The organism is Fructilactobacillus sp. X2R5C2 (genome assembly GCF_059901375.1).
On sequence record NZ_JBWXUX010000001.1, the window covers coordinates 307,623 to 327,138 of the forward strand.

A 19,516-nucleotide genomic window follows, 5' to 3' on the forward strand; every position below is an offset into this window, starting at 1 on the left:
CCGCCGTTGGACTTCCCATCAATTTATTCTTCATTTTGTAGTCTGGAATGATGAATCCCGTAAACAAAGTAAATCACAATTCCAAGGGCTAACCAGCCCACTACCGCAATCTTGGTTACGTTTGGCAACATGACGATAAAGTAAATACTCATCAGACCCGCCAGAATTGGTAGGTATGGGTAGAGTGGCATCTTGTAACCAGTGTTCTTGATGTCTTTACGATGCCGAAGTGGAATGATTCCAAACGAGATAAAGGTAAAGGCCACTAGCGTTCCCGCATTAATTAACGAAACCAATTGGGTTAATGGAACGATTCCAGCAAAAATAGCCTGGATAATAACGGCCAACCAAACGGCATAGGTGGGAATCCCGGTCTTATGGTTGATTTTCCCCATTTTCTTAGAAATAAGACCGTCACGTCCTAAAGAGTAAACTAGCCGTGAACTCCCGATCACCATGGTTACCATGGCGGTAAAGATCCCAAATAAGGCTCCAATCGTAATTGCCTTGTTCATGAAGTTTAAGTGAACCATGGAAAATGCCAAGGCAGCCGGATCATCAACGTTTAATAGCGAATAGTGCACCATTCCGGTTAGTACCAGTGAAAAACCGACGTACAAAACGGCCGCGATCAGGACGGTTCCAAGAATTCCCTTAGCCATGTTTTTGTTCGGATTGATCGTTTCCGCCGAATTTGAGGCTAAAGCGTCAAATCCCATGAAGGCAAAGAAGACGGTGGCAGCTGCGGTCGAAATCCCACCTAAACCAAATGGTGTGGTGTGAAATTGTTTCGGATAAAACGGAACGTAGTTGCTCGATTTTATGTAAAAAACACCTACGACGATGAACAGTAAAATAATGCCAATCTTGACCAGAACAGCAAAGTTCTCAATCTTTTTAGAAAAGTTCGTTCCCATAAGCGCCAAAAGGCCAACTAAAAGCGTGATTATCACACCTGTGATATTAACGATTCCGCCTTGCATGGGTCCGTTCTGGAGCACCTTAGGAATGTTGAACCCAATTGCCGCCAAGATATTGTTATTAAAATATGAAGCGAATCCCGTTGCTTCAGCAGAGACCGCCAGGAAATACTCAAGAATAAGACCCCATCCGAGAATCCATCCAATAATCTCCCCGTAAACAACGCTTCCAAAGGAGTATGCAGATCCAGCAACGGGCATGGCTGACGAAAACTCAGCATAGGCCATCCCCACGACCCCCGCTAAGATGGCAGCGAACAAGAACGCTAATGCCACGGCAGGCCCGGCGTGTGACGCTGCTTCGTGTCCTGGCAAAATAAAGATTCCAGTTCCAACCACGGCACCAACACCAAGTCCAATTAAATCTTTCGCGGTTAAGGTCCGCTTCAAACCGGCATCAGCTCTAACAAAATTTTCAACCGATTCTTTCTTGAACATGTTATGCATATGCATCACTCCTTTTCATTTGTATTGCATTGCATTGTACCGTGAAACCATGATCATGACAATTACTTTTTTAAGATTTCCTTAAACAAAAAAGAACTGGAATGAAATCATCCCAGTCCCTAACACTTTAAAATTTATTTTTGAACGGCCCACTGTGGTTGTTCACCATTTAGAACTTTAACGATCTCACTCGCAGCATCATGTGCCATCCGGTTCATGCATTCCACCGTGTTCGAGGCAATGTGGGGAGTCAAGAGGACGTTATCCAACTGATAAAGCGGACTATCCATTGGAAGTGGTTCTTTATCAAACACATCCAGGGCAGCGGCCTTGATCTCACCACTCTTTAACGCATCAATGAGATCATTCGTATTAATGAGCGCACCCCGAGCCAAATTAATGAGAACCGAAGAGCTATGCATCATCTCAAATTCACGTTTCCCCACACTTCCCTTAGTTGAAGGAAGTACTGGCATGTGTAAGGTAACGATGTCCGAATCAGTAAAGATGGCGTCACGATTGACCGCTTTTCCATACTCAGAATCTTCGGCATGAGGTGAATTGTAAATGACGTTCATCCCTAATCCGCTCACCTTTTTAGCGACCATCTTACCAATGCGACCATAACCAAGAATTCCAAGGGTCTTCCCCTCTAAGTCAAAGCCCTTGTGGTCCTTCTTGTAGTTCCAATTGCCTTCGCGCATCTCGTGGGAATCATTCGTGACGTTCTTGGAAATGTCGAAGATTTCCGCAAGCGTAGTCTCCGCCACCGTTGAAGCGTTAGCGAGTGGTGTAATTGTTACATATATCCCATGTTGTATCATGAAGGGAACGTCGATGTTATCGTAACCCACACCGTTTCTAGCGATAATCTTCAGATTAGGCATCTTTTCAATCGTATCGTTAGGAAATGGTGCGGTCCCAATCAGAATTCCATAAGCGTCAGCGGCCTTGTCAAGCAGGGTCGAAATCTTCTTGTCTGGCAGTTCGACGACTTCAAAACCATTATCCTTTAATAATTGTTTCCCATCTGGAGCTAAACTTGCTTGTACTGCAACTTTTTTAGCCATAATTATCTCTCCTGTCTATGATTCACTAACATTTGCTTTTCTGTAAAAATCCTTTAACTGATCTTGAGTGGGGTAACCGTCATTATCGCCCGGCGTTTGGACCTGCATGGCGCCAACGGCATTTCCCCGCATCACGGCACTTTTTAAGTCCTTATCTTCCAGTAACGCGGTGATAACTCCTAGAGCAAAGCCATCTCCGGCACCAACGGTATCCACAACGTGATCAACCTTGAAACCATCAACGGTGTACGAATCACCATTCTTTGTTTTAACGTACGCCCCAGCGGGTCCTAATTTAATTAAAACTACTTGGGTTCGTTCGCCGTTTTGGAGGTAAAAATCGGCAATTTGTTCAGGATCATCACTGCCCATCAGGACCTTTCCTTCGTTTACACCAGGCATCACAATGTCAGCCGATTTTGCCAACTCGTTAATTGTTTTAATCATTCGATCATGATCACCCCACAGTCCGGGACGCAAATTTGGATCAAACGTTATCTTAATTTTATTATTAATCAAGCGGTCCATTAATGCACGATATGAGGTTTGAGCTTCATCTGAGAGCGCCGGAAAGATCCCCGTCAGGTGAGCTATCTTAACATCATCAAGATTAATTTCATCAATGACATCTTTATCTAAATGAGAGGCAGCGGACCCAGTCCGGTAGTTAAACGTCTTCGGATCTCCGTGCGTTACCATCTGTTTTAACTGATGACCTGTCCAGTGCTCGGGGTCGTCTTTTACATAATCAATTCCAACCCCATGACCAATGATGACATTTTTAGCGTATTGTCCTAGGGGATCGGTTCCAACTTGAGAAACGTACTGGGCGGAATGTCCTAATCGTTTGGCACCAATGGCCACGTTTAACTCGGCACCTCCTAGGATTTTTAAGTAATGGGTTGAGTCAGCGAGGCTGGCATCAGGATCGGTTGAGGCGAACGTCACCACTGGTTCGCCAATTGTTAGAAATTCACTCATAAAATTTCACCTTTCTTTAATCATCTATCCGAAGAATAAGTAGACTAACATTTCATTAATAATGGAAACGATCCACATGATTGGAACTCCTAGTTTCAATAATTGTTGAGGACGAACCTTCATGTAATCAAGGCCCCAGACGTTCCACGATTGGGTAATGTCGGTTGAGACCGCCATTAGAGTTGGAACGTACATGAGAGGTAAGAGGAACATGTCGTTAAACATGCCAGTGGCAGATAAGACGGCTGCCGTTGCGGCACCAGCTCCCCACACCTGTAAGGGTCCTCTAAACAAGGCCAATGGTGCTAAGATTCCAATTCCAAGTGCTAACAGTAAATGACTGTTAGGCAAGATGGCACTGAAGATGCCCTTGAAACGACCAGCGTTTAATTGTGCAGCACCAGCGAACATTACTAGCGCCATTAAGAACATGATTAACCCAGAAATATCATTAATGGATTGTTTAATGGTAGTGTTTAGAAACTTTTTAAACTTCTTGTAGCCATTCATCTTCCCAGTTACTAGCATGGCCAAGATACTTGAGAGAATCAAGGCTGGGATTGCATCCCAACCAAGTGCCATGTTCAAGATAACTGGAACAACTGGGATGGCATAGGCAATGTACGGAATCTTATTCACATCGCCTGGATCGGTTGCCCCGATTTCCTTTAAGTTGGCTTCAGCATTCTTAGGATTGAAAGTGTGACGTTTCATGACCAAGAACAAGATGACCGCGATCAGCTGAACCGCCATGGCAGCCCAACCAAACTCAAAGTAGTGCAAGTTATACTGCGCCTTGGGAAAGAAAGCTTTGATCTGATTAAATAGGACAACGTTGACATACATCGCCGATCCAATGGATAGGGCAAAAGTCGTCAAGGCAACGTCTCGTGGAATCCCCAACGAAAGCAGGATTGGCAGTAAAATGACACCAATAGCAATTACAGAACCCACTCCGTAAGAACTCACAAACAAGAGCGCGGTCACTAGTACGATCAGGATGGCAGCCAGTAAGGGATGTGATTTACCCACCTTATTGGTCTTTTGTGAAATGGAGGGAGCAATCCCACTTTCAACAAGGACCCGACCGAACCACGAACCAAAGACAATGTAAATGATGGTGGATCCGTATTTCAAAGCTGGCGTCGAGAAGACGGCGGTTATGGCGGTATGATATGGAATCAGGCCAATGACGGTCCAGAGAATCGCCATGACAAAGAACCCGATTGTAAGGTCGCCACCTTTAATAATGTAAAAAATAAAACCAGCAAACGTAATTAACAACAAAATCGCAATTATCGTATTTATCAATTACATCACCTCATCCTTAAGTAACTGGACCTGACGTTTCACATGTTCGTCATCTTGCATTGGAAATTCCAAAGCTAGGTCGGTCTTTGGTGGCAATTCTTTGAGAATGTTTTTCCAATCAAACATCCCATCGTTGAGGTCATCAGCCGTCTGAAGGTCATCCTCATCAAACTGATTAACGTTCTTTAAATGAATGTAATCGGTATAACTACCCAAACAATCGGCAGCGTAATCAGCACTTTGATGTGTAAACGCCCAATTCCCTAGGTCATAAACATATTTAATCGGCAAATCATTCTTTTTCGCTTGATTCAAAAAATGCTTAATGTTGGCAATCTTGCCACTTACTTCTGTCTGGTCGTTTTCCACGTTTAATTGGATTTGATCGAGTGGTAATCCGTCAAACGCATGGGTTAGGTCGCCATCGAACTTTCTAAAATTACCAACGTTAAACTTAATCTTGGTAATTCCCATCCGTTGTCCTTCATCAAAATATTGTTTTAACTTGGGATTGATGGACCCATCCTTTAAGAAGATCTCATCGGGGACGCTGTAGTTCACCAGTAAACCAGTCTGCCTACTAGCTTGATGAATGTCATCAAGTTCCTGCGGAAAATCTTTGATATACTCACGGCGAACTTCAATTCCGTCGGCTCCCATGTCTTTAACACGAGCAAACAGCTCACTCTGACGCATTCCAGCATCAATGTCATTTACAAAGATCCATGTATTTAAAAACAATTTCATCAGTATTGCACTCCTTTGGTTTCTTTGTTAACGCTTTCATATTTATAACTATGGTAATCGCTTACATAAATCCAGTCAATACTATTTTGTGATATTTTTAAATAAATATGTAATCGTTTTCCAAAACACTATAAAAAAGGCTAGCTAAAATAGCTAGCCTGTAAGCTTCCCTTAAAATTGTGCCGGGATTTCAATCTTTTTGGCGATCGGTTGTGTGGCACTGTCGACTCCCTCGATTAGAATTTGAGCCGCACTAACCCCAATCTGATAAGGATCCTGATTAATAACTTTGATTCCTGGATCAATATTGTCAGTTAATGATGTATCAGAGAATCCCGTCATATGTACTCCATCCGATTTTCGAATCACGCCATCTCGGATTAATTTTGGTAGAAATTTAAGCAACCATCGTTCCTTTAACGCAAAGATTAAACCACCATGGGTTGCGGCTACCGAACGTTTAAGCTTTGCATATGCTTCGTTAAACGAATCTTCACTATCACCGGGCTCGATAATTTGAACGTTTTCATGAAAAACGGCCTTGATCCCACTTAACCGTTCCTCACGCGTTGAAACGTTCTTGACGTTGTTCGTGATCACAAAAACATGGTTTAATCCCTGGTCCTTAAAGTATTGTGCTGCTTTTTTACTAATCGTGTAGTTATTGGTAACCACACTCGGCCATGGGCTATTTTCCACCTGGCGATCAAGCATAACCACCGGAATGTTTTGCGGAATCACCTTTTTAAAAGCCTTCAAGTCGTTACTTAAGGGCTGAATAATCACTCCGCCAAACATCTGCTGATTAAGTGAAGAAAGCGTTCCAAGTTCGCGCTGTTCGTCACTATCTGAATCCATTAAAACCGCGATGAAATTATTTTTCTTTAGAACTGAATTAACTCCCTTAAAGATTTCGGTCGAAAAATAGTCGTCAACATCTGCCGCAACCACGGCCACTAAGCGACTCTGCTTCGTAATCAGTTGTCTGGCGGACTCGTTTGGCACGTAGTTCAATTTCTTAATTGCTTCGGTGACCCGCTTGGCAGTGGCACTTGACATGTGATTCGTCTTCCCGTTTAAATAACGTGAAATAGTTGCGGTTGACACTCCTGCCTCTGAAGCAACGTCTCTCATTGTAGCTACTGAAACCATCTGGACACCTCCAATCAATCATTTTTCTTTATTTTACCATTCTTTGAACTCCTGTTTCCACAGACGAAAAAGAACCCATCAAATCAATTGATGGATTCCCACATTGTTATTTGAATTTTAAGTTCCAAGCCGCCTGTTGGTTAATTCCCGATTCCTTCTTAATTAACTTGGCAGTCTTCTCAGTCTGGTAGGCCTTAACTAGTTTCTTAATCTGTTTATCGTTCTTATTCTTTTTCGTTGACGCAATGAAGTTAACCCACTTATGTGAATCTTTGGTAAATGGTGGAGTATAGATGGCCTTCTTGGGACTCAAGTTAGAACTTTCAGCAAAGTTCCCGTTGACCACGGAGGCTCCGGTTGAATTCAGCAGGCGTGGAGTCTGAGAAGCATCCACTTCCTTGATCTTCAGATTCTTGGGGTTACTGGTGATGTCCTTGACCGTGGTGAAGGTCTTTTTCGGATTTAACTTAATCAAACCAGCACTCTGAAGGACGTGGAGTGCCCGCGACTCGTTATTGGTATCATTTGGAACGGCAATTGAAGTTCCGTTTGAAATGTCATTAACAGACTTAAACTGATTAGAATAAATTCTCATGGGTTCAATGACGGTGTCACCGACCGGCACGATGTCAGTGTGATGCACCTCATTCCAGTTATCCAAGAACGGATAGTTTTGGTAGGCGTTCACGTCAATGTCACCATTGGTTAACGCGTTGTTGGGTTGAGAATAATCGGTAAACGTCTGAAACTTCACGTTTAGTCCGTACTTATCCTTCGCGGTCTTAGCTACTTCGTTCCAGATCGCCTGTTCCTGCTTAGAACCAGCCATGATCCCAACGTTGATGGTGTTGGCTTCGGCTTCAGACTGGTGGAAAAAGCTGAAGTACCCGGCCACTCCAATCAACAAGACAATTCCGATCCAAACTACATATTTAACCCATCTTCTCATTTTCATTCCTCCCATTTTACCAAACAAAAAAAGCATTCATCCTATCAAAGGACGAATGCTTTCGCGGTACCACCTTAGTTCATAATCGTCTCACGACCATTATCTTACAAGTTATCAATCAATAACTTGACCTTGATATCGGTGGTAAATCCGTCACCAGCTAATTATTCACTGATGAAAAACTCCAAGTCCATCTTCGACAACGTCAACTCATCTCATCGCACCTACCTGAGACTCTCTGAGAGCTTCTGCCGTCTACTCAACTTTTCCGTTTGTTTAGTTTATTGTTTTTTGGTTGTCGTTACTCTACATTTTTTCTTAGAAGTTGTCAATAAGTTTACGAAAGTTTGGTAATAAAAAAGAACCGAAGTTTGACCTTCGATTCTATGACTTATTAATCTGTTTTATTATTTATCGACTTGATTGTTGGTAGTAACTTGGCCATCAATCATTTCGCCGTCATCCTTTAACTGCAAGAAGTTATTCTTGAAATCAAGCTTTAGACCTGGTCCGAAGAATGTCATGTCATTCTTGCTGGTTAAAACGTCAGCGTCTTGGTTGTTTTCGAGCTTTACATCGTAGTCGCTTGGTGCCTTTGAAACACCAACAACTTGAAATGCGTCTCCAACAGTGCAAGCACCACCAGCACCTTCAGAGAAGTTATTTGACCCGTCATTTGCGGCCAACAGATATGCGTTAGCACCTGCTAATCTCTTCTTCATGTAGGCCATTGCGTCATCAGTAATTGTTAATTTCATATTCATAACCTCCTAGTTAAATGGTTCAGAAATGAATCTCTTCAAATCTTCACTATCAATACTAACAGAAATTATCAATAGTGCAAGTATAATGTACACAATTTAATTTTAAAAAGCCAATAAGCTTTTTCACTTTATATTCGTGATTTAATGGGGTATTATGTAATCACAAGATAAGTTTAATCCGCTCAACAGGATTAGGAAAAGCAGAGGTGTATTGTTATGGTTATGTACAAAGATCTTGAAGGCAAGACAGCCGTTATTACTGGAGGAGACTCCGGAATCGGTGCCGCAATTGCTGAACGTTTAGGTCAAGAACACATGAATGTGGTAATTAACTACCACAAAAACGAAGAAGCAGCTAACCAAGTTGTTGAAGCCGTTGAAAAAAATGGTGGTCATGCTATCACAAAACAAGGTGACATTGGTGACGATGCTGGTGCTGAATCATTAGTAAAGGCAGCCGTTGACGCTTTTGGTGACTTAGACGTCTGGTTTAACAACGCTGGAATGGAGAAAAAGACTCCAACTAACGAAATTCCATTGGAACAATGGGAAGCAGTTGTCAACGTTGATTTAACCGGAACTTTCTTAGGAACTAAGGCCGCTTTGAACTACTTCTTAAAGAAAAACAAAAAAGGTAGTATCGTTCAAACTTCATCAGTTCATCAACAAATTCCATGGCCTACATTTGCTAGCTATGCAGCAAGCAAGGGTGGCGTTAAGTTGTTCACCGAAACTACCGCAATGGAGTTCGCTAAACAAAACATTCGTGTTAACTCAATTTGTCCAGGTGCGATTAACACCCCAATCAACGCTAAGAAATTCGCTGATCCAAAGACTTATGAGTCAACGGTTAACATGGTTCCAATGCACCGAATTGGTAAACCTTCAGAAGTTGCCGCTGCTGCAGTTTGGTTAGCTTCCGATCAAGCTAGCTACGTAACCGGTGTTTCCCTTTACGTTGATGGTGGTATGACATTATACCCATCATTTCAAAATGGTAATGGTTAAAATTAAATCAAAAAGGAATGTGATTAAATCACATTCCTTTTTTATTGGCTTAAAACACTTTGAAAATTCTTCTAATTAACTCATTAATTCCATGCCATCCAAACAAGACACATGAAGCAAGTAAGCCAGTTCCCTCTAAAAAGAGAACCAGCCGCTCCTTTTGATCAAAGATAAAATAAGCAGCGATCACTAGAATTACGAGTAAGTATGCAAATGTCAACCTGATTTTGGCTTTGATTAAAATCCATCTCCTAAGTTTTACTGGCTTAACTTATCAATCATATCAACAATTTTGACTACTTAAAATACTGTTGGGCAAAATCCGTGACTTTTTGCGTATACGTATCCGGATCCTGACTTCGGCTTTCAATGTGACCAGCACCCCTAATGATCCAAATCTGCTTCGGCCCGGCATCATTTCGGTAGTTTTCATAAGCATTTTTAACTGGCACGAACTTGTCGGCATCCCCGTGAATGATAAACAGTGGAATCTGGTTGTGTTTCAAGGTCTTCTTGGTGTTTCCGTCATTCATGTTGTACTTTGCCAACGTTTTAACGTAAAGATTGACGGTCGGAACGAGCGGAAAACTGGGAATGTTGAATAATCGCTTTAGTTGACCACCAAGTTCGCCTTCGACACTAGCGTAACCACTGTCTTCAATCGCAAACTTGACGTTACTAGGCATCTTTGGCAGTGAATACATTACCGCCGAAGCCCCCATACTGGTTCCAAACAATCCTAGTTCACCACCAGGATGGTCAGAATTCACCACTCGGGCCCATTTCTCAAGGTTAGTGGCGTCTTTAACCCCATAACCGATGTATTTTCCACCACTTCCACCAAACGACTGATTGTCAGGCGCTAGGACGTTGTAGCCGTCCGCATGGAAAATCTTAATGAAAGCTTCCATCTCTTCACTGTTACTACCGTAGCCATGAACCACGATCATTGTCTTATTAGATGGCTTTTCTGATGGAACGTACCTGGCTACCAAATTGGTACCATCGTCCGCCTTTTCGTGTAAGATTTGGGTGTTGTTATCACTAAACCATTCGGTATCAGGTGTTCCCGCGTTTTCATTGTATAAACTAGCTAAGCCAGTTTTTCCAAAGGCAAAGTTGAACAGGAGATAACCCAAGGCCAAATCTAGGATAATTGTAAAAATGACAAAGAAAAAAGCCGTCACTCCGGTCCACTTTAGTATTCTTTTCATTGGCTCTTTCCCCTCTCTAATTAAGACTTTTAAAATAAATTGTCACGTCTACTTACTATCTTAATGTATGTAAAATACAATGACACAAAAAATATGATGTTTAGTGAAAAATTAATGTAAATAAATAGAGCGTCTTTATTTTAACAATAAGAACGCTCTATTTTATCTATTTATTTGCGTTACGATCATCCAAACCATGATTTCCCGACTGTTCTTTCTCAGAATCAGGAGTAACGTCTTTCCATTCCCCATTAGACTCATCATTATCGATTAAATCAGTCTTGAGCGTACTAATATTAGTGAAGACTTGCCACATAATGATTGCCATGATGATATGTGAAACCCATCCTACAATTGGAATCACCGCTACTACCGACAGGATAATCCCAACGATGAATTTGGGCTTGATGCTTAACATATCAGAACGAACCTTGCCATCATCTAAAGAACTCACCATCTGGGAGCTGATGATAAAACAGGTAATGTAAAGTCCCAGCAAGACTAGTAATGGAACCCAAAGCATACTTACGATAATGATTCCACCAAGGATTGGGAATAACAAGACTGTTTCAACGATCGCAATTATAAGCGTTAGAACATACAAGAAGTCTAACTTTTGAACAACATCTGATTTCTTCATAAATTCCTCCATCTAATTTATCTTCATACTTTCATTTTACATGAAAATCGAATCCATTTGGTAAAAATAATCGTGATACAATTAATGTAATTGCTTAATGGAGATGAAAAGTTTGGCAAAACGCACACATCACATCGATTTTTCAGATTTAAGATACGTCCTCTTTGCGACCATCATTGGAATCCTAACGGGAGCCGTCATTGCGTCCTTTCGTTACCTAATCCAAGTGGCGCTCAAATGGTCTCTACTCATTTATCATGGTCTTGACCACAACCTTAACCTCCTATGGTTCGTGATTCCTTTCTTCTTACTGATCTCAATCGTCACGGGACTCATCATGAAGGGTGACCCCGACGTTAAAGGTTCCGGAATTCCCCAGGTAGAAGCTCAACTAGCCGGAAACATCGAAACCAACTGGATCTCGGTTCTTTGGCGTAAGTTCATTACCGGAGTTCTAACCGTTGGAACCGGGATCTTCGTCGGTCGCGAGGGTCCATCCGTTCAATTAGGTGGTGCAATCGGTCAAGGAGTCGCTCAGGGATTCAAGGAAGTCGGTTCTGAACGTCGGCTCATGATTGCGACTGGAGCTGCCGCCGGACTTTCGGCAACTTTTAGTGCTCCACTAGCCGGGACGTTCTTCGTCATGGAAGGTGTCTACCGGAACTTTTCACTAGCCGTCTGGCTCTCGTCACTGACTGGGTCAATCTGTGCGAACTTTGTTTCGTTGAAAGTCTTTGGGCTAAAACCCATCCTTCCCATTTTCTATAGTCACATTTTTCAGCTCCAGAACTACTGGCAGCTGATCATTCTGGGAATTATTCTAGGTGTGCTAGGTTACGTCTATAATTTAGGCCTGCTGGATCTTCCCAAATGGTTCGCCAAAATTAAAATCATTCCTTGGTATTTCATGTGTGCCATCCCGATCTTAATGGTCATTCCCATTGGAATGTTCTTCCCGACCACGATTGGAAGTGGTAGTCGGGTCATCATGACGGTGGCCACTCATAACGTTCCATTGACCGCCATCTTTGTCTTCCTAATCATTCGATTCGTCTTTGGTTTGATTACGTATGGTGCTGGGATTCCAGGTGGCTTCTTCATGCCGGTCCTTGCCGTCGGATCACTAATTGGAGCCGCATATGGTGGCTTCATGTCACAATCAGGACTGCTGGGAGCTGGATACGTTAATAATCTTCTGATTTTTGGGATGGCCGGTTATTTTGCGGCCGTTAGTAAGGCTCCGTTCACTTCAATCATGCTGATTACCGAACTCGTGGGTAACACCAAGAACTTCATGGCGTTAGCGCTCGTGGTCTTGGTTTCCTACGTCGTGGTCGATATGATGGGTGGACAACCAATCTATCAAGCCTTGGCCGAACGGCTGACTGCTATCAAGACGTACTTCAATGCTGACAGCAAGACGGACAGGATTCAGGTACCCGTCTACGAATTTAGTTCAATTGAAAATAAACTGGTCAAAAACGTAAAATGGCCAGAAAACTCCATTCTCATCACGATCAGTCGTGGTAATCTGCACATTATTCCCAATGGCAACACCAAGATTAAAGCCGGCGACACTTTGATTGTCCTAGCACATCGGGATGCCGTGGGACCAGTTAAGAAACAGCTGGTAAAGATGGCGATGGAGATTGATGAATAATAATTTCTTTTAACAACTAATCATCCGATTGGTTGTTTTTTTGTTTCTTTCACATTAAATGAATATTCATTGAAAACGATTACATAACCTGCTAATCTTAAATTAATGAAGCAACTACAAGAACATTTACGAAAGTTGGTGCACACATGGAAAAGAACGTTTTAGGAATCGACCTCGGAACGGGATCGGTTAAAGTCACAGCGGTCAACAAACTGGGTGACATTGTGGGACAAGAATCAACGTCGTATCCCAATCCACAACCGCAACCAGGTTGGAGTGAACAAAACCCCAACGATTGGGTTAACGGCACGATCGCTGCCATCAGAAAATTAGTCAATGATGATAATGTGGATCCGGTCTCCATCAGCGGAGCTAGTTTTTCGGGTCAGATGCATGGCCTCGTCTTATTAGATAAAAATAATCAGGTCATTCGTCCCGCCATTTTGTGGAATGATACCCGAACCACCAAACAACGAAAAGAAATTGAAGATAAACTGGGCAAACGGTTCGTTGAAATCACGGGTAATCAACCACTAGAGGGCTTTACAATCACCAAACTACTCTGGGTCAAGGAAAACGAACCCGAGAACTGGGCCAAAGTGAAAACCTTTTTACTACCAAAGGACTACCTGCGCTTTAAGATGACCGGAAACATCGCAGTTGATTTCTCCGACGCCACCGGAACCACCCTTCTAGACATCCACGACAACAAATGGAGTTTAGAAATCTGTCAGGCCCTGGGAATTCCCGAAAAGATTCTCCCACCACTAATCCAGTCCATTGATTACGCTGGAAACGTCATCCCAGACTTTGCCGACGAAGCCGACATGTCGACCATTACCAAAGTTTACGGCGGTGCCGCTGACAACTCCGCTGGAGCCGTTGGTGCGGGCATCATGTCGCCGAATAACGCCCTGGTCAGTGTGGGAACTTCTGGGGTGGTTCTCCATCACGAAGTTGATCTCTCTACCGATTACGGTGGACGCCTTCAAATGGAAGATCACTCGATTCCAAACACCTACTACTCTATGGGTGTCACGCTGGCTGCCGGCGATTCCCTTACCTGGTACAAAAATACCTTTGTCCCAGATGAAGACTTCACCGAAATGACCGATGAGGCTGGCAATTCACCGATCGGGGCAAACGGTCTCCTGTTTACACCCTACATTGCCGGAGAACGAATGCCCCACGCTGACTCTCAGATTCGAGGAAGCTTCGTCGGCATCGATCGGACCCAGGTACAACGCGACTTCACCCGTGCGGTCATGGAAGGCATTACCTTCAGTCTGAAAGACATTTTAACCATTTATGACGAAATGGGTGCACGATTGACCACGTCACTTCCATTGGTGGCGGAGCTAAAAGTGCGGTCTGGACGCAAATCCAAGCTGACATCTTCGATAAGCCAGTCACAACACTAAAGAACGAACAAGGACCTGGAATCGGAGCGGCCATGATCGCAGCCGTTGGGCTCGGTTGGTTCACCGGTTTCCCTGCCTGTGCTGATCAGTTCATCAAGTTCGGCAAGACTTACGAACCAATCCAGGCTAACGCTGATAAATATGCTCAACTTTTCAAAATCTATCAACAAATTTATCCTCAAACCAAAAAAATTAGTCACGAACTGCAGGATTTCCGTTAATTCAAGTTCAGTCCCTGACTCATTAGATTGGAAAATAAAAGGACGAAGCCCTAGGCTTCGTCCTTTTTACTAGTGAAACGAGTTTTAATGACACCAATGATGGCAGGTAACAACGTAATCAAGATAATCGTCAGGATTACCGCCGAGAAGTGCTCTTTCACGAATGGAATGTTGCCAAAGAAATATCCGCCACCGCAACAAAGTACAACCCACGCGAAACAGGCACTCACATTATATTTAACGAACTTTTGGTAGCTATAGTCACTGCTGGCGGCTACAAACGGGACAAACGTCCGTACAATTGGCATGAATCGTCCCAGCAAGATTGCCCACGATCCATATTTATCAAAGAAATGATGGGCTTTTTCGAAGTCCTTCGGCTTAATAAAACGGCTGAGATACTTGTTGTCAGTAATTGCCATTCCAACTTTCCGACCCAAAAAGAAATCAAGCGAGTCGCCCAGTGCCGAAGCTAGGAAAAACAGAATCACGAAGATCCAGATGTTTAGATCATTGGTACTGGCGGCCGCTAATGCCGCTGCAGCAAACAAAAGCGAATCGCCCGGTAAGAACGGCATAATCACGGTTCCGGTCTCAATGAAAATGACCGCAAACAATATTAAATAAGTCCAATTACCAAACACGTTAACAAGGGTAACCAGGTGGTGGTCAATGTGAAGCACGAAATCAATTAAAAAACTCATCTTTAATCCCCACTTAATTAGTTATTTTATAATCTTACCAAAACGTTCAAAACAAGGATAGTTATATGCGGCTTTACGTACGTCATTTAAACTAAAATTAATGAATAGAAAAAGGACGATTGAATTAAATCAATCGTCCTTTAAATTTAGTTTTATAGTTTTGGTTGAATCAGCAAAATCACACCGATAACGGCCACAATCAAAATTCCAATGGCAAAGTAACGTTCGTACTTCCCAAAGATTGGCTGGTTGGGTGCGTACTGCTTTCTAGCATACATAAACAACGGAATCCCAATTGCATAGATCACAAAGGCAATTGTCATGTACTCAAGCCCAGCGGCATATCCCATAAATAGGGTTCCAAGGATTGCGAGTGCGGAAACGAAGTAGGCACTCTTTCTTGAGACGGAAATCTTGTTGCCAGTCGGATTAAACGTCTTCTCATTTCGACTGATCTTGAACAGGTACATCATCGAAATCAAGTATGGTGGAACCGTCATCGTTCCAACGATTGTCAACGTAAAGTTGAAGGCTCTGCCCGCAAAGTGGGTAAAGATGATGATCAACTGAATGACTAAGACCGTCATGAACAATGAGTGAATCGGAACGTTGTTCTTTCCCATCTTTCTAAAGAACTTCGGGAAGGTTCCGTCCATTGAAGCCGCCCGTGGCATTTCGGATAAGACCAAGACCCACGTTAACCAACTTGATAAGACGGCCACGATTACCCCAAAGGTGATGATTAATCGTCCTAGAGGTCCCAAAACGATCTGCATCAAAGCCCCGGTTGAAGGACTCTGCAGGTTCGCAATCTGACCATAACTCCGTAAGCCAAGTGGCAGGATTGATACCAAGGCGTACAGTACCAAACAAATCAAGAAACCATACTTGGTGGCTTGACGAACGTCCTTTTGACTCTTGGCGTTACTTGAAAGAACCACTGCACCCTCAACTCCAGAGAAGACCCACATGGTGGTCATCATGGCGTTTCGAACCTGGGAAAAGAGACCGCCCATGGCTTTATCGTTGACCTTCGGCAATGTTTGAGCAGCAAACATATTCGTGGTAAAAGCATGCCAATTAAAGACCACGATCATGGTAATGATGAAGATGGCCACAATCGTCAACATACAGATTGTCCCAAAGACGTCCACGTGACTAGTAACCCGAATCCCTTTCAGGATCAGGTAGGTCATCAGCCACAACACAATCGTTCCACCTAAAATAGAGATCCAGTTATTTCCACCGGTAAACGTCCCGGGCCAAAACGCGTTTAACGTCGACATCAGTAGCACCGAGTACGCTGCCACGGCAAACGACTGACAGATCCAATAACCCCAGCTTACAAAGAACGCGGTAAAGTTCCCAAAACCAGCGTGGGCATAATGGTATAGCCCAGTGGTAAATTGGGGCCGAACTTCTGATAGTGTCATAAACGAACGTACGATGAACCAGATAATCAGTCCTGACAGGGCCCAAGCGATGATTTGGGCAATTGCTCCGGCATGGAGCGCCATGTTCTGTGGCAGATCATAGATTCCACCACCAACCATCGCGGATAATACGAACGCCGTCAGACCGACCGTCCCGATCTTTTCTTTTTTATTACTCAAATCCTCACTTCTTTCAATATGGAGTTAAAAGAAAAAGGCGATCAAATTCGCCCTCGTTTCTAATTACTCAAGTCTTATAATGTTCTTACTATTTAATTTTTTAGCCTCTTTAATCTGACTCTTCATGCTGCGACTCTGGAAATTAACCTCAACGGAGTTGCCGTCATTTCGTAACTCCTCCGCCTTCTTAAGTGCCTCATCAAGGATCTGATTCTTGGCTTTACTGTCCTTATTTTTAACGTCGGTCGCAATGAAGTAATCAATGGCATTACTGTCGTCGTTAGAATTTACGATCGTTGCCAATCGTTCTTCGCCAAAGGCAAACCCAACGCCACCGGTATTTTCGGGTCCCCCGAATTCTTCCACCATGTGGTTGTAACGACCACCGGCACAGATGGTGGTGTAATCATCACCAAAACTAGGATCCTTTGCCATGATTTCAAAGACCGTGTCCGTGTAGTAATCTAGACCACGAACTAACCGATCGTCAACGGTGTACGGGATGTCTAGGGCATCCAAAGCGGACAAGACGTCAGTGAAATACTGCCTCGATTCGTCGGTCAGACTGTCTTCCAGTTTCGGGGCATCAGCCACCAACTTCTGGTCGCCCTTGTCCTTACTGTCAAGGATTCGCAGAGGGTTCTGTTGTAAACGCCGTTTCGAATCGTCACTAAGTTGATCCTCATACTGTGAGAAATAATCAACTAAAACATCATGATAACGCTTGCGGCTCACTTCGTCACCCAGGGTGTTAATCTCAACCTTTAAATCGTTAATATCAACACCCTTGAAAATGTCGAGGGCTAACGCAATCGTCTCAGCGTCAATTTGTGGACTTGTGGCCCCAATCGATTCACAACCAATCTGATGAAACTCACGGTTGTGGGTAGCACCCGGACGTTCATAACGAAACATGGCGCCCATATAGTAAACCTTGACGGGCTTTGGATGTTCAGGTCCAAAGAGCTTGTTTTCAACAAACGAACGTACCACTCCAGCGGTTCCTTCAGGTCGAAGTGAGATATCACGCCCACTTTTATCCTGAAAACTATACATCTGTTTTGTCACGATATCCGAACTATCACCAGAAGTCCTTGTAAAGACTGGGGTCTTCTCAACTAGTGGGGTTCGCATCTCATGAAAGTCGTATCTGGAAAAGACGTCGCGTGCGGTGTCTTCAATTCGTTGCCAAATACTGGTCTCGTCAGGCAAAATGTCTGACATCCCTCTAACTTTCTTAAATTTGTCGTCCATAATTTTCCCATCTTTCTATTAAATTACTTCATTTAAAACCATGCTAAAGATATATACGTAGATTTTACCATTATTGAATTAGCATGTCTTGTCCCCTCAAATAAATCAACCAGCTGACAACTACATATGATTAACGTTAACCAAATAAAAATTGTTCGAGTTATCATTGATAGTCCAACGTTTTTTATGGTATTCTATTAATAATTTATAAAAAACTGAACAATAGGAGGAGTACGATGAAGGATTGGAATTATAAATTCGGGAAACAAGGATTAACATTTGATGATGTTCTTCTAATTCCTGCAGCAAGTGACGTATTACCAAACCAAGTTGACTTAAGAACGACTTTAGGCAAGAACTTAAAGCTTAACCTACCCGTTCTAAGTGCAAGTATGGATACTGTCACAGAGGCACCTTTGGCAATCGCGATGGCTCAAAATGGTGGACTAGGAGTAGTTCACAAGAACATGAGCGCAAAAGATCAAGCGGCCGAAGTTAAAACGGTTAAAACTGCTGAGGTTACCGGCGACAACGCTGCAGTGGATGACGATGGTCATTTATTAGTAGCGGGGGCCGTTGGGGTAACCAATGATACCTTCGATCGAACTCAATTATTATTTGATGCTGGCGCAGATGCCGTCATCATCGATACCGCCCACGGTCACTCCAAGGGTGTCCTAGATAAAATTGCTGAAATCAGAAGCAAGTTCCCAGACAAAACCTTGATTGCTGGAAATATCGCTACCGGTGCGGGGGCTAAAGCCCTCTTTGACGCTGGGGTTGACATTGCTAAGGTCGGGATTGGTCCTGGCTCAATCTGTACCACTCGCATTGTGGCTGGCGTTGGGGTTCCTCAAATCACCGCTGCTTTCGACGCTGCTCAAGTCGCTGCTGATTACGGTAAACAAATCATCGTTGATGGTGGAATGCAGTACACCGGTGACATCGTCAAAGCGCTCGCCGCTGGTGGTAGTGCCGTCATGCTTGGCAGTATGCTAGCGGGGACTACCGAAGCCCCTGGTGACGTTTACACGGGTGCCGACGGTAAAAAGTACAAAGCCTATCGTGGTATGGGATCTCTTGCAGCCATGGAAAATGGCTCATCTGACCGTTACTTCCAAGGTAAGGTTAAAGAAGAAAAGAAACTCGTTCCAGAAGGAATTGAGGGGCAAACTCCTTATAAAGGGGACGTCTCAACCGTCCTCTTCCAGATTGCTGGAGGATTACGTTCTGGAATGGGCTACACCGGTTCCCACACTATTTCCGACTTAATTAATAACGCTCAATTTGTTAGAATTACTAATGCAGGACTACGCGAATCACATCCACACGATGTGCAAATCACCAAATCCGCACCAAACTATTCAATCGATAAGTAGG

General features: G+C 43.4%; 16 protein-coding genes, 1 pseudogene and 1 other annotated feature. Of the genes and pseudogenes, 4 read left to right on the forward strand and 13 right to left on the reverse strand.

The features are described from left to right. Positions 1 to 23 precede the first annotated feature (23 nt). The 8 genes from AC6UD2_RS01640 to AC6UD2_RS01675 all read right to left on the reverse strand — a co-directional run bounded on the left by AC6UD2_RS01640 (position 24) and on the right by AC6UD2_RS01675 (position 8,395). Positions 24 to 1,427 (reverse strand): APC family permease, encoded by a 1,404-nt coding sequence (locus AC6UD2_RS01640; protein WP_500697804.1) that lies wholly within the window; start codon positions 1,425 to 1,427, stop codon positions 24 to 26. 134 nt (positions 1,428 to 1,561) lie between these two features. Beyond that, on the reverse strand, positions 1,562 to 2,497 hold the full coding sequence (locus AC6UD2_RS01645) for a phosphoglycerate dehydrogenase (protein ID WP_500697805.1): 936 nt from the start codon (positions 2,495 to 2,497) through the stop codon (positions 1,562 to 1,564). Between the two features lie 15 nt (positions 2,498 to 2,512). Further along, entirely contained in the window at positions 2,513 to 3,478 is a 966-nt protein-coding gene (locus AC6UD2_RS01650; RefSeq protein WP_500697806.1) for a sugar kinase, read from the reverse strand. Between the two features lie 24 nt (positions 3,479 to 3,502). Beyond that, positions 3,503 to 4,789 carry a Na+/H+ antiporter NhaC family protein gene (locus AC6UD2_RS01655; protein WP_500697807.1) on the reverse strand — a complete coding sequence of 429 codons (1,287 nt, stop codon included), beginning with the start codon at positions 4,787 to 4,789 and terminating at the stop codon, positions 3,503 to 3,505. Then, positions 4,790 to 5,536, reverse strand: a complete 747-nt coding sequence (locus AC6UD2_RS01660) for a sugar phosphate isomerase/epimerase family protein (protein ID WP_500697808.1) — start codon at positions 5,534 to 5,536, stop codon at positions 4,790 to 4,792. Positions 5,537 to 5,707: 171 nt separating this feature from the next. Then, complete coding sequence (locus AC6UD2_RS01665; protein WP_500697809.1) at positions 5,708 to 6,688, reverse strand: LacI family DNA-binding transcriptional regulator; 981 nt, start codon at positions 6,686 to 6,688, stop codon at positions 5,708 to 5,710. A 106-nt stretch (positions 6,689 to 6,794) separates the two neighbouring features. Then, complete coding sequence (locus AC6UD2_RS01670) at positions 6,795 to 7,643, reverse strand: MetQ/NlpA family ABC transporter substrate-binding protein (RefSeq protein WP_500697810.1); 849 nt, start codon at positions 7,641 to 7,643, stop codon at positions 6,795 to 6,797. 38 nt (positions 7,644 to 7,681) lie between these two features. Continuing rightward, positions 7,682 to 7,915: a binding site (T-box leader), on the reverse strand. A 129-nt stretch (positions 7,916 to 8,044) separates the two neighbouring features. After that, entirely contained in the window at positions 8,045 to 8,395 is a 351-nt protein-coding gene (locus AC6UD2_RS01675; protein WP_039143318.1) for an iron-sulfur cluster biosynthesis family protein, read from the reverse strand. A gap of 228 nt (positions 8,396 to 8,623) precedes the next feature. Here AC6UD2_RS01675 and AC6UD2_RS01680 point away from each other — a divergent pair, with 228 nt between their 5' ends. After that, positions 8,624 to 9,409: a glucose 1-dehydrogenase gene (locus AC6UD2_RS01680; RefSeq protein WP_039143757.1), complete on the forward strand. Its 786-nt coding sequence runs from the start codon at positions 8,624 to 8,626 to the stop codon at positions 9,407 to 9,409. A 296-nt stretch (positions 9,410 to 9,705) separates the two neighbouring features. On the opposite strand, the gene AC6UD2_RS01685 is transcribed toward AC6UD2_RS01680, so the two are convergent. Both AC6UD2_RS01685 and AC6UD2_RS01690 read right to left on the reverse strand, forming a co-directional pair. Then, a complete protein-coding gene (locus AC6UD2_RS01685) occupies positions 9,706 to 10,623 on the reverse strand; it encodes an alpha/beta hydrolase (protein ID WP_500697811.1) in 918 nt (305 codons plus the stop codon). Positions 10,624 to 10,789: 166 nt separating this feature from the next. Further along, entirely contained in the window at positions 10,790 to 11,263 is a 474-nt protein-coding gene (locus AC6UD2_RS01690) for a hypothetical protein (protein WP_500697812.1), read from the reverse strand. Positions 11,264 to 11,366: 103 nt separating this feature from the next. Between AC6UD2_RS01690 and AC6UD2_RS01695 the strand changes: the two genes are divergently transcribed. Together AC6UD2_RS01695 and xylB are read left to right on the forward strand one after the other, a co-directional pair. Beyond that, a complete protein-coding gene (locus tag AC6UD2_RS01695; protein WP_500697930.1) occupies positions 11,367 to 12,923 on the forward strand; it encodes a ClC family H(+)/Cl(-) exchange transporter in 1,557 nt (518 codons plus the stop codon). A gap of 146 nt (positions 12,924 to 13,069) precedes the next feature. Continuing rightward, positions 13,070 to 14,565, forward strand: a pseudogene (gene xylB, locus AC6UD2_RS01700) (xylulokinase). A gap of 50 nt (positions 14,566 to 14,615) precedes the next feature. Here the strand turns inward: xylB and AC6UD2_RS01705 are convergent. The 3 genes from AC6UD2_RS01705 to hisS all read right to left on the reverse strand — a co-directional run bounded on the left by AC6UD2_RS01705 (position 14,616) and on the right by hisS (position 18,136). After that, positions 14,616 to 15,269 carry a VTT domain-containing protein gene (locus tag AC6UD2_RS01705; protein WP_500697813.1) on the reverse strand — a complete coding sequence of 218 codons (654 nt, stop codon included), beginning with the start codon at positions 15,267 to 15,269 and terminating at the stop codon, positions 14,616 to 14,618. Positions 15,270 to 15,421: 152 nt separating this feature from the next. Then, complete coding sequence (locus AC6UD2_RS01710; protein WP_500697814.1) at positions 15,422 to 16,882, reverse strand: amino acid permease; 1,461 nt, start codon at positions 16,880 to 16,882, stop codon at positions 15,422 to 15,424. A 63-nt stretch (positions 16,883 to 16,945) separates the two neighbouring features. Next, positions 16,946 to 18,136: a histidine--tRNA ligase gene (hisS, locus tag AC6UD2_RS01715; protein WP_500697815.1), complete on the reverse strand. Its 1,191-nt coding sequence runs from the start codon at positions 18,134 to 18,136 to the stop codon at positions 16,946 to 16,948. A gap of 236 nt (positions 18,137 to 18,372) precedes the next feature. Between hisS and guaB the strand changes: the two genes are divergently transcribed. Then, the gene (gene guaB, locus AC6UD2_RS01720; RefSeq protein ID WP_500697816.1) at positions 18,373 to 19,515 is read left to right on the forward strand and encodes an IMP dehydrogenase; all 1,143 of its coding nucleotides are present in this window, start codon (positions 18,373 to 18,375) and stop codon (positions 19,513 to 19,515) included. The last annotated feature ends 1 nt before the right edge of the window (position 19,516 follow it).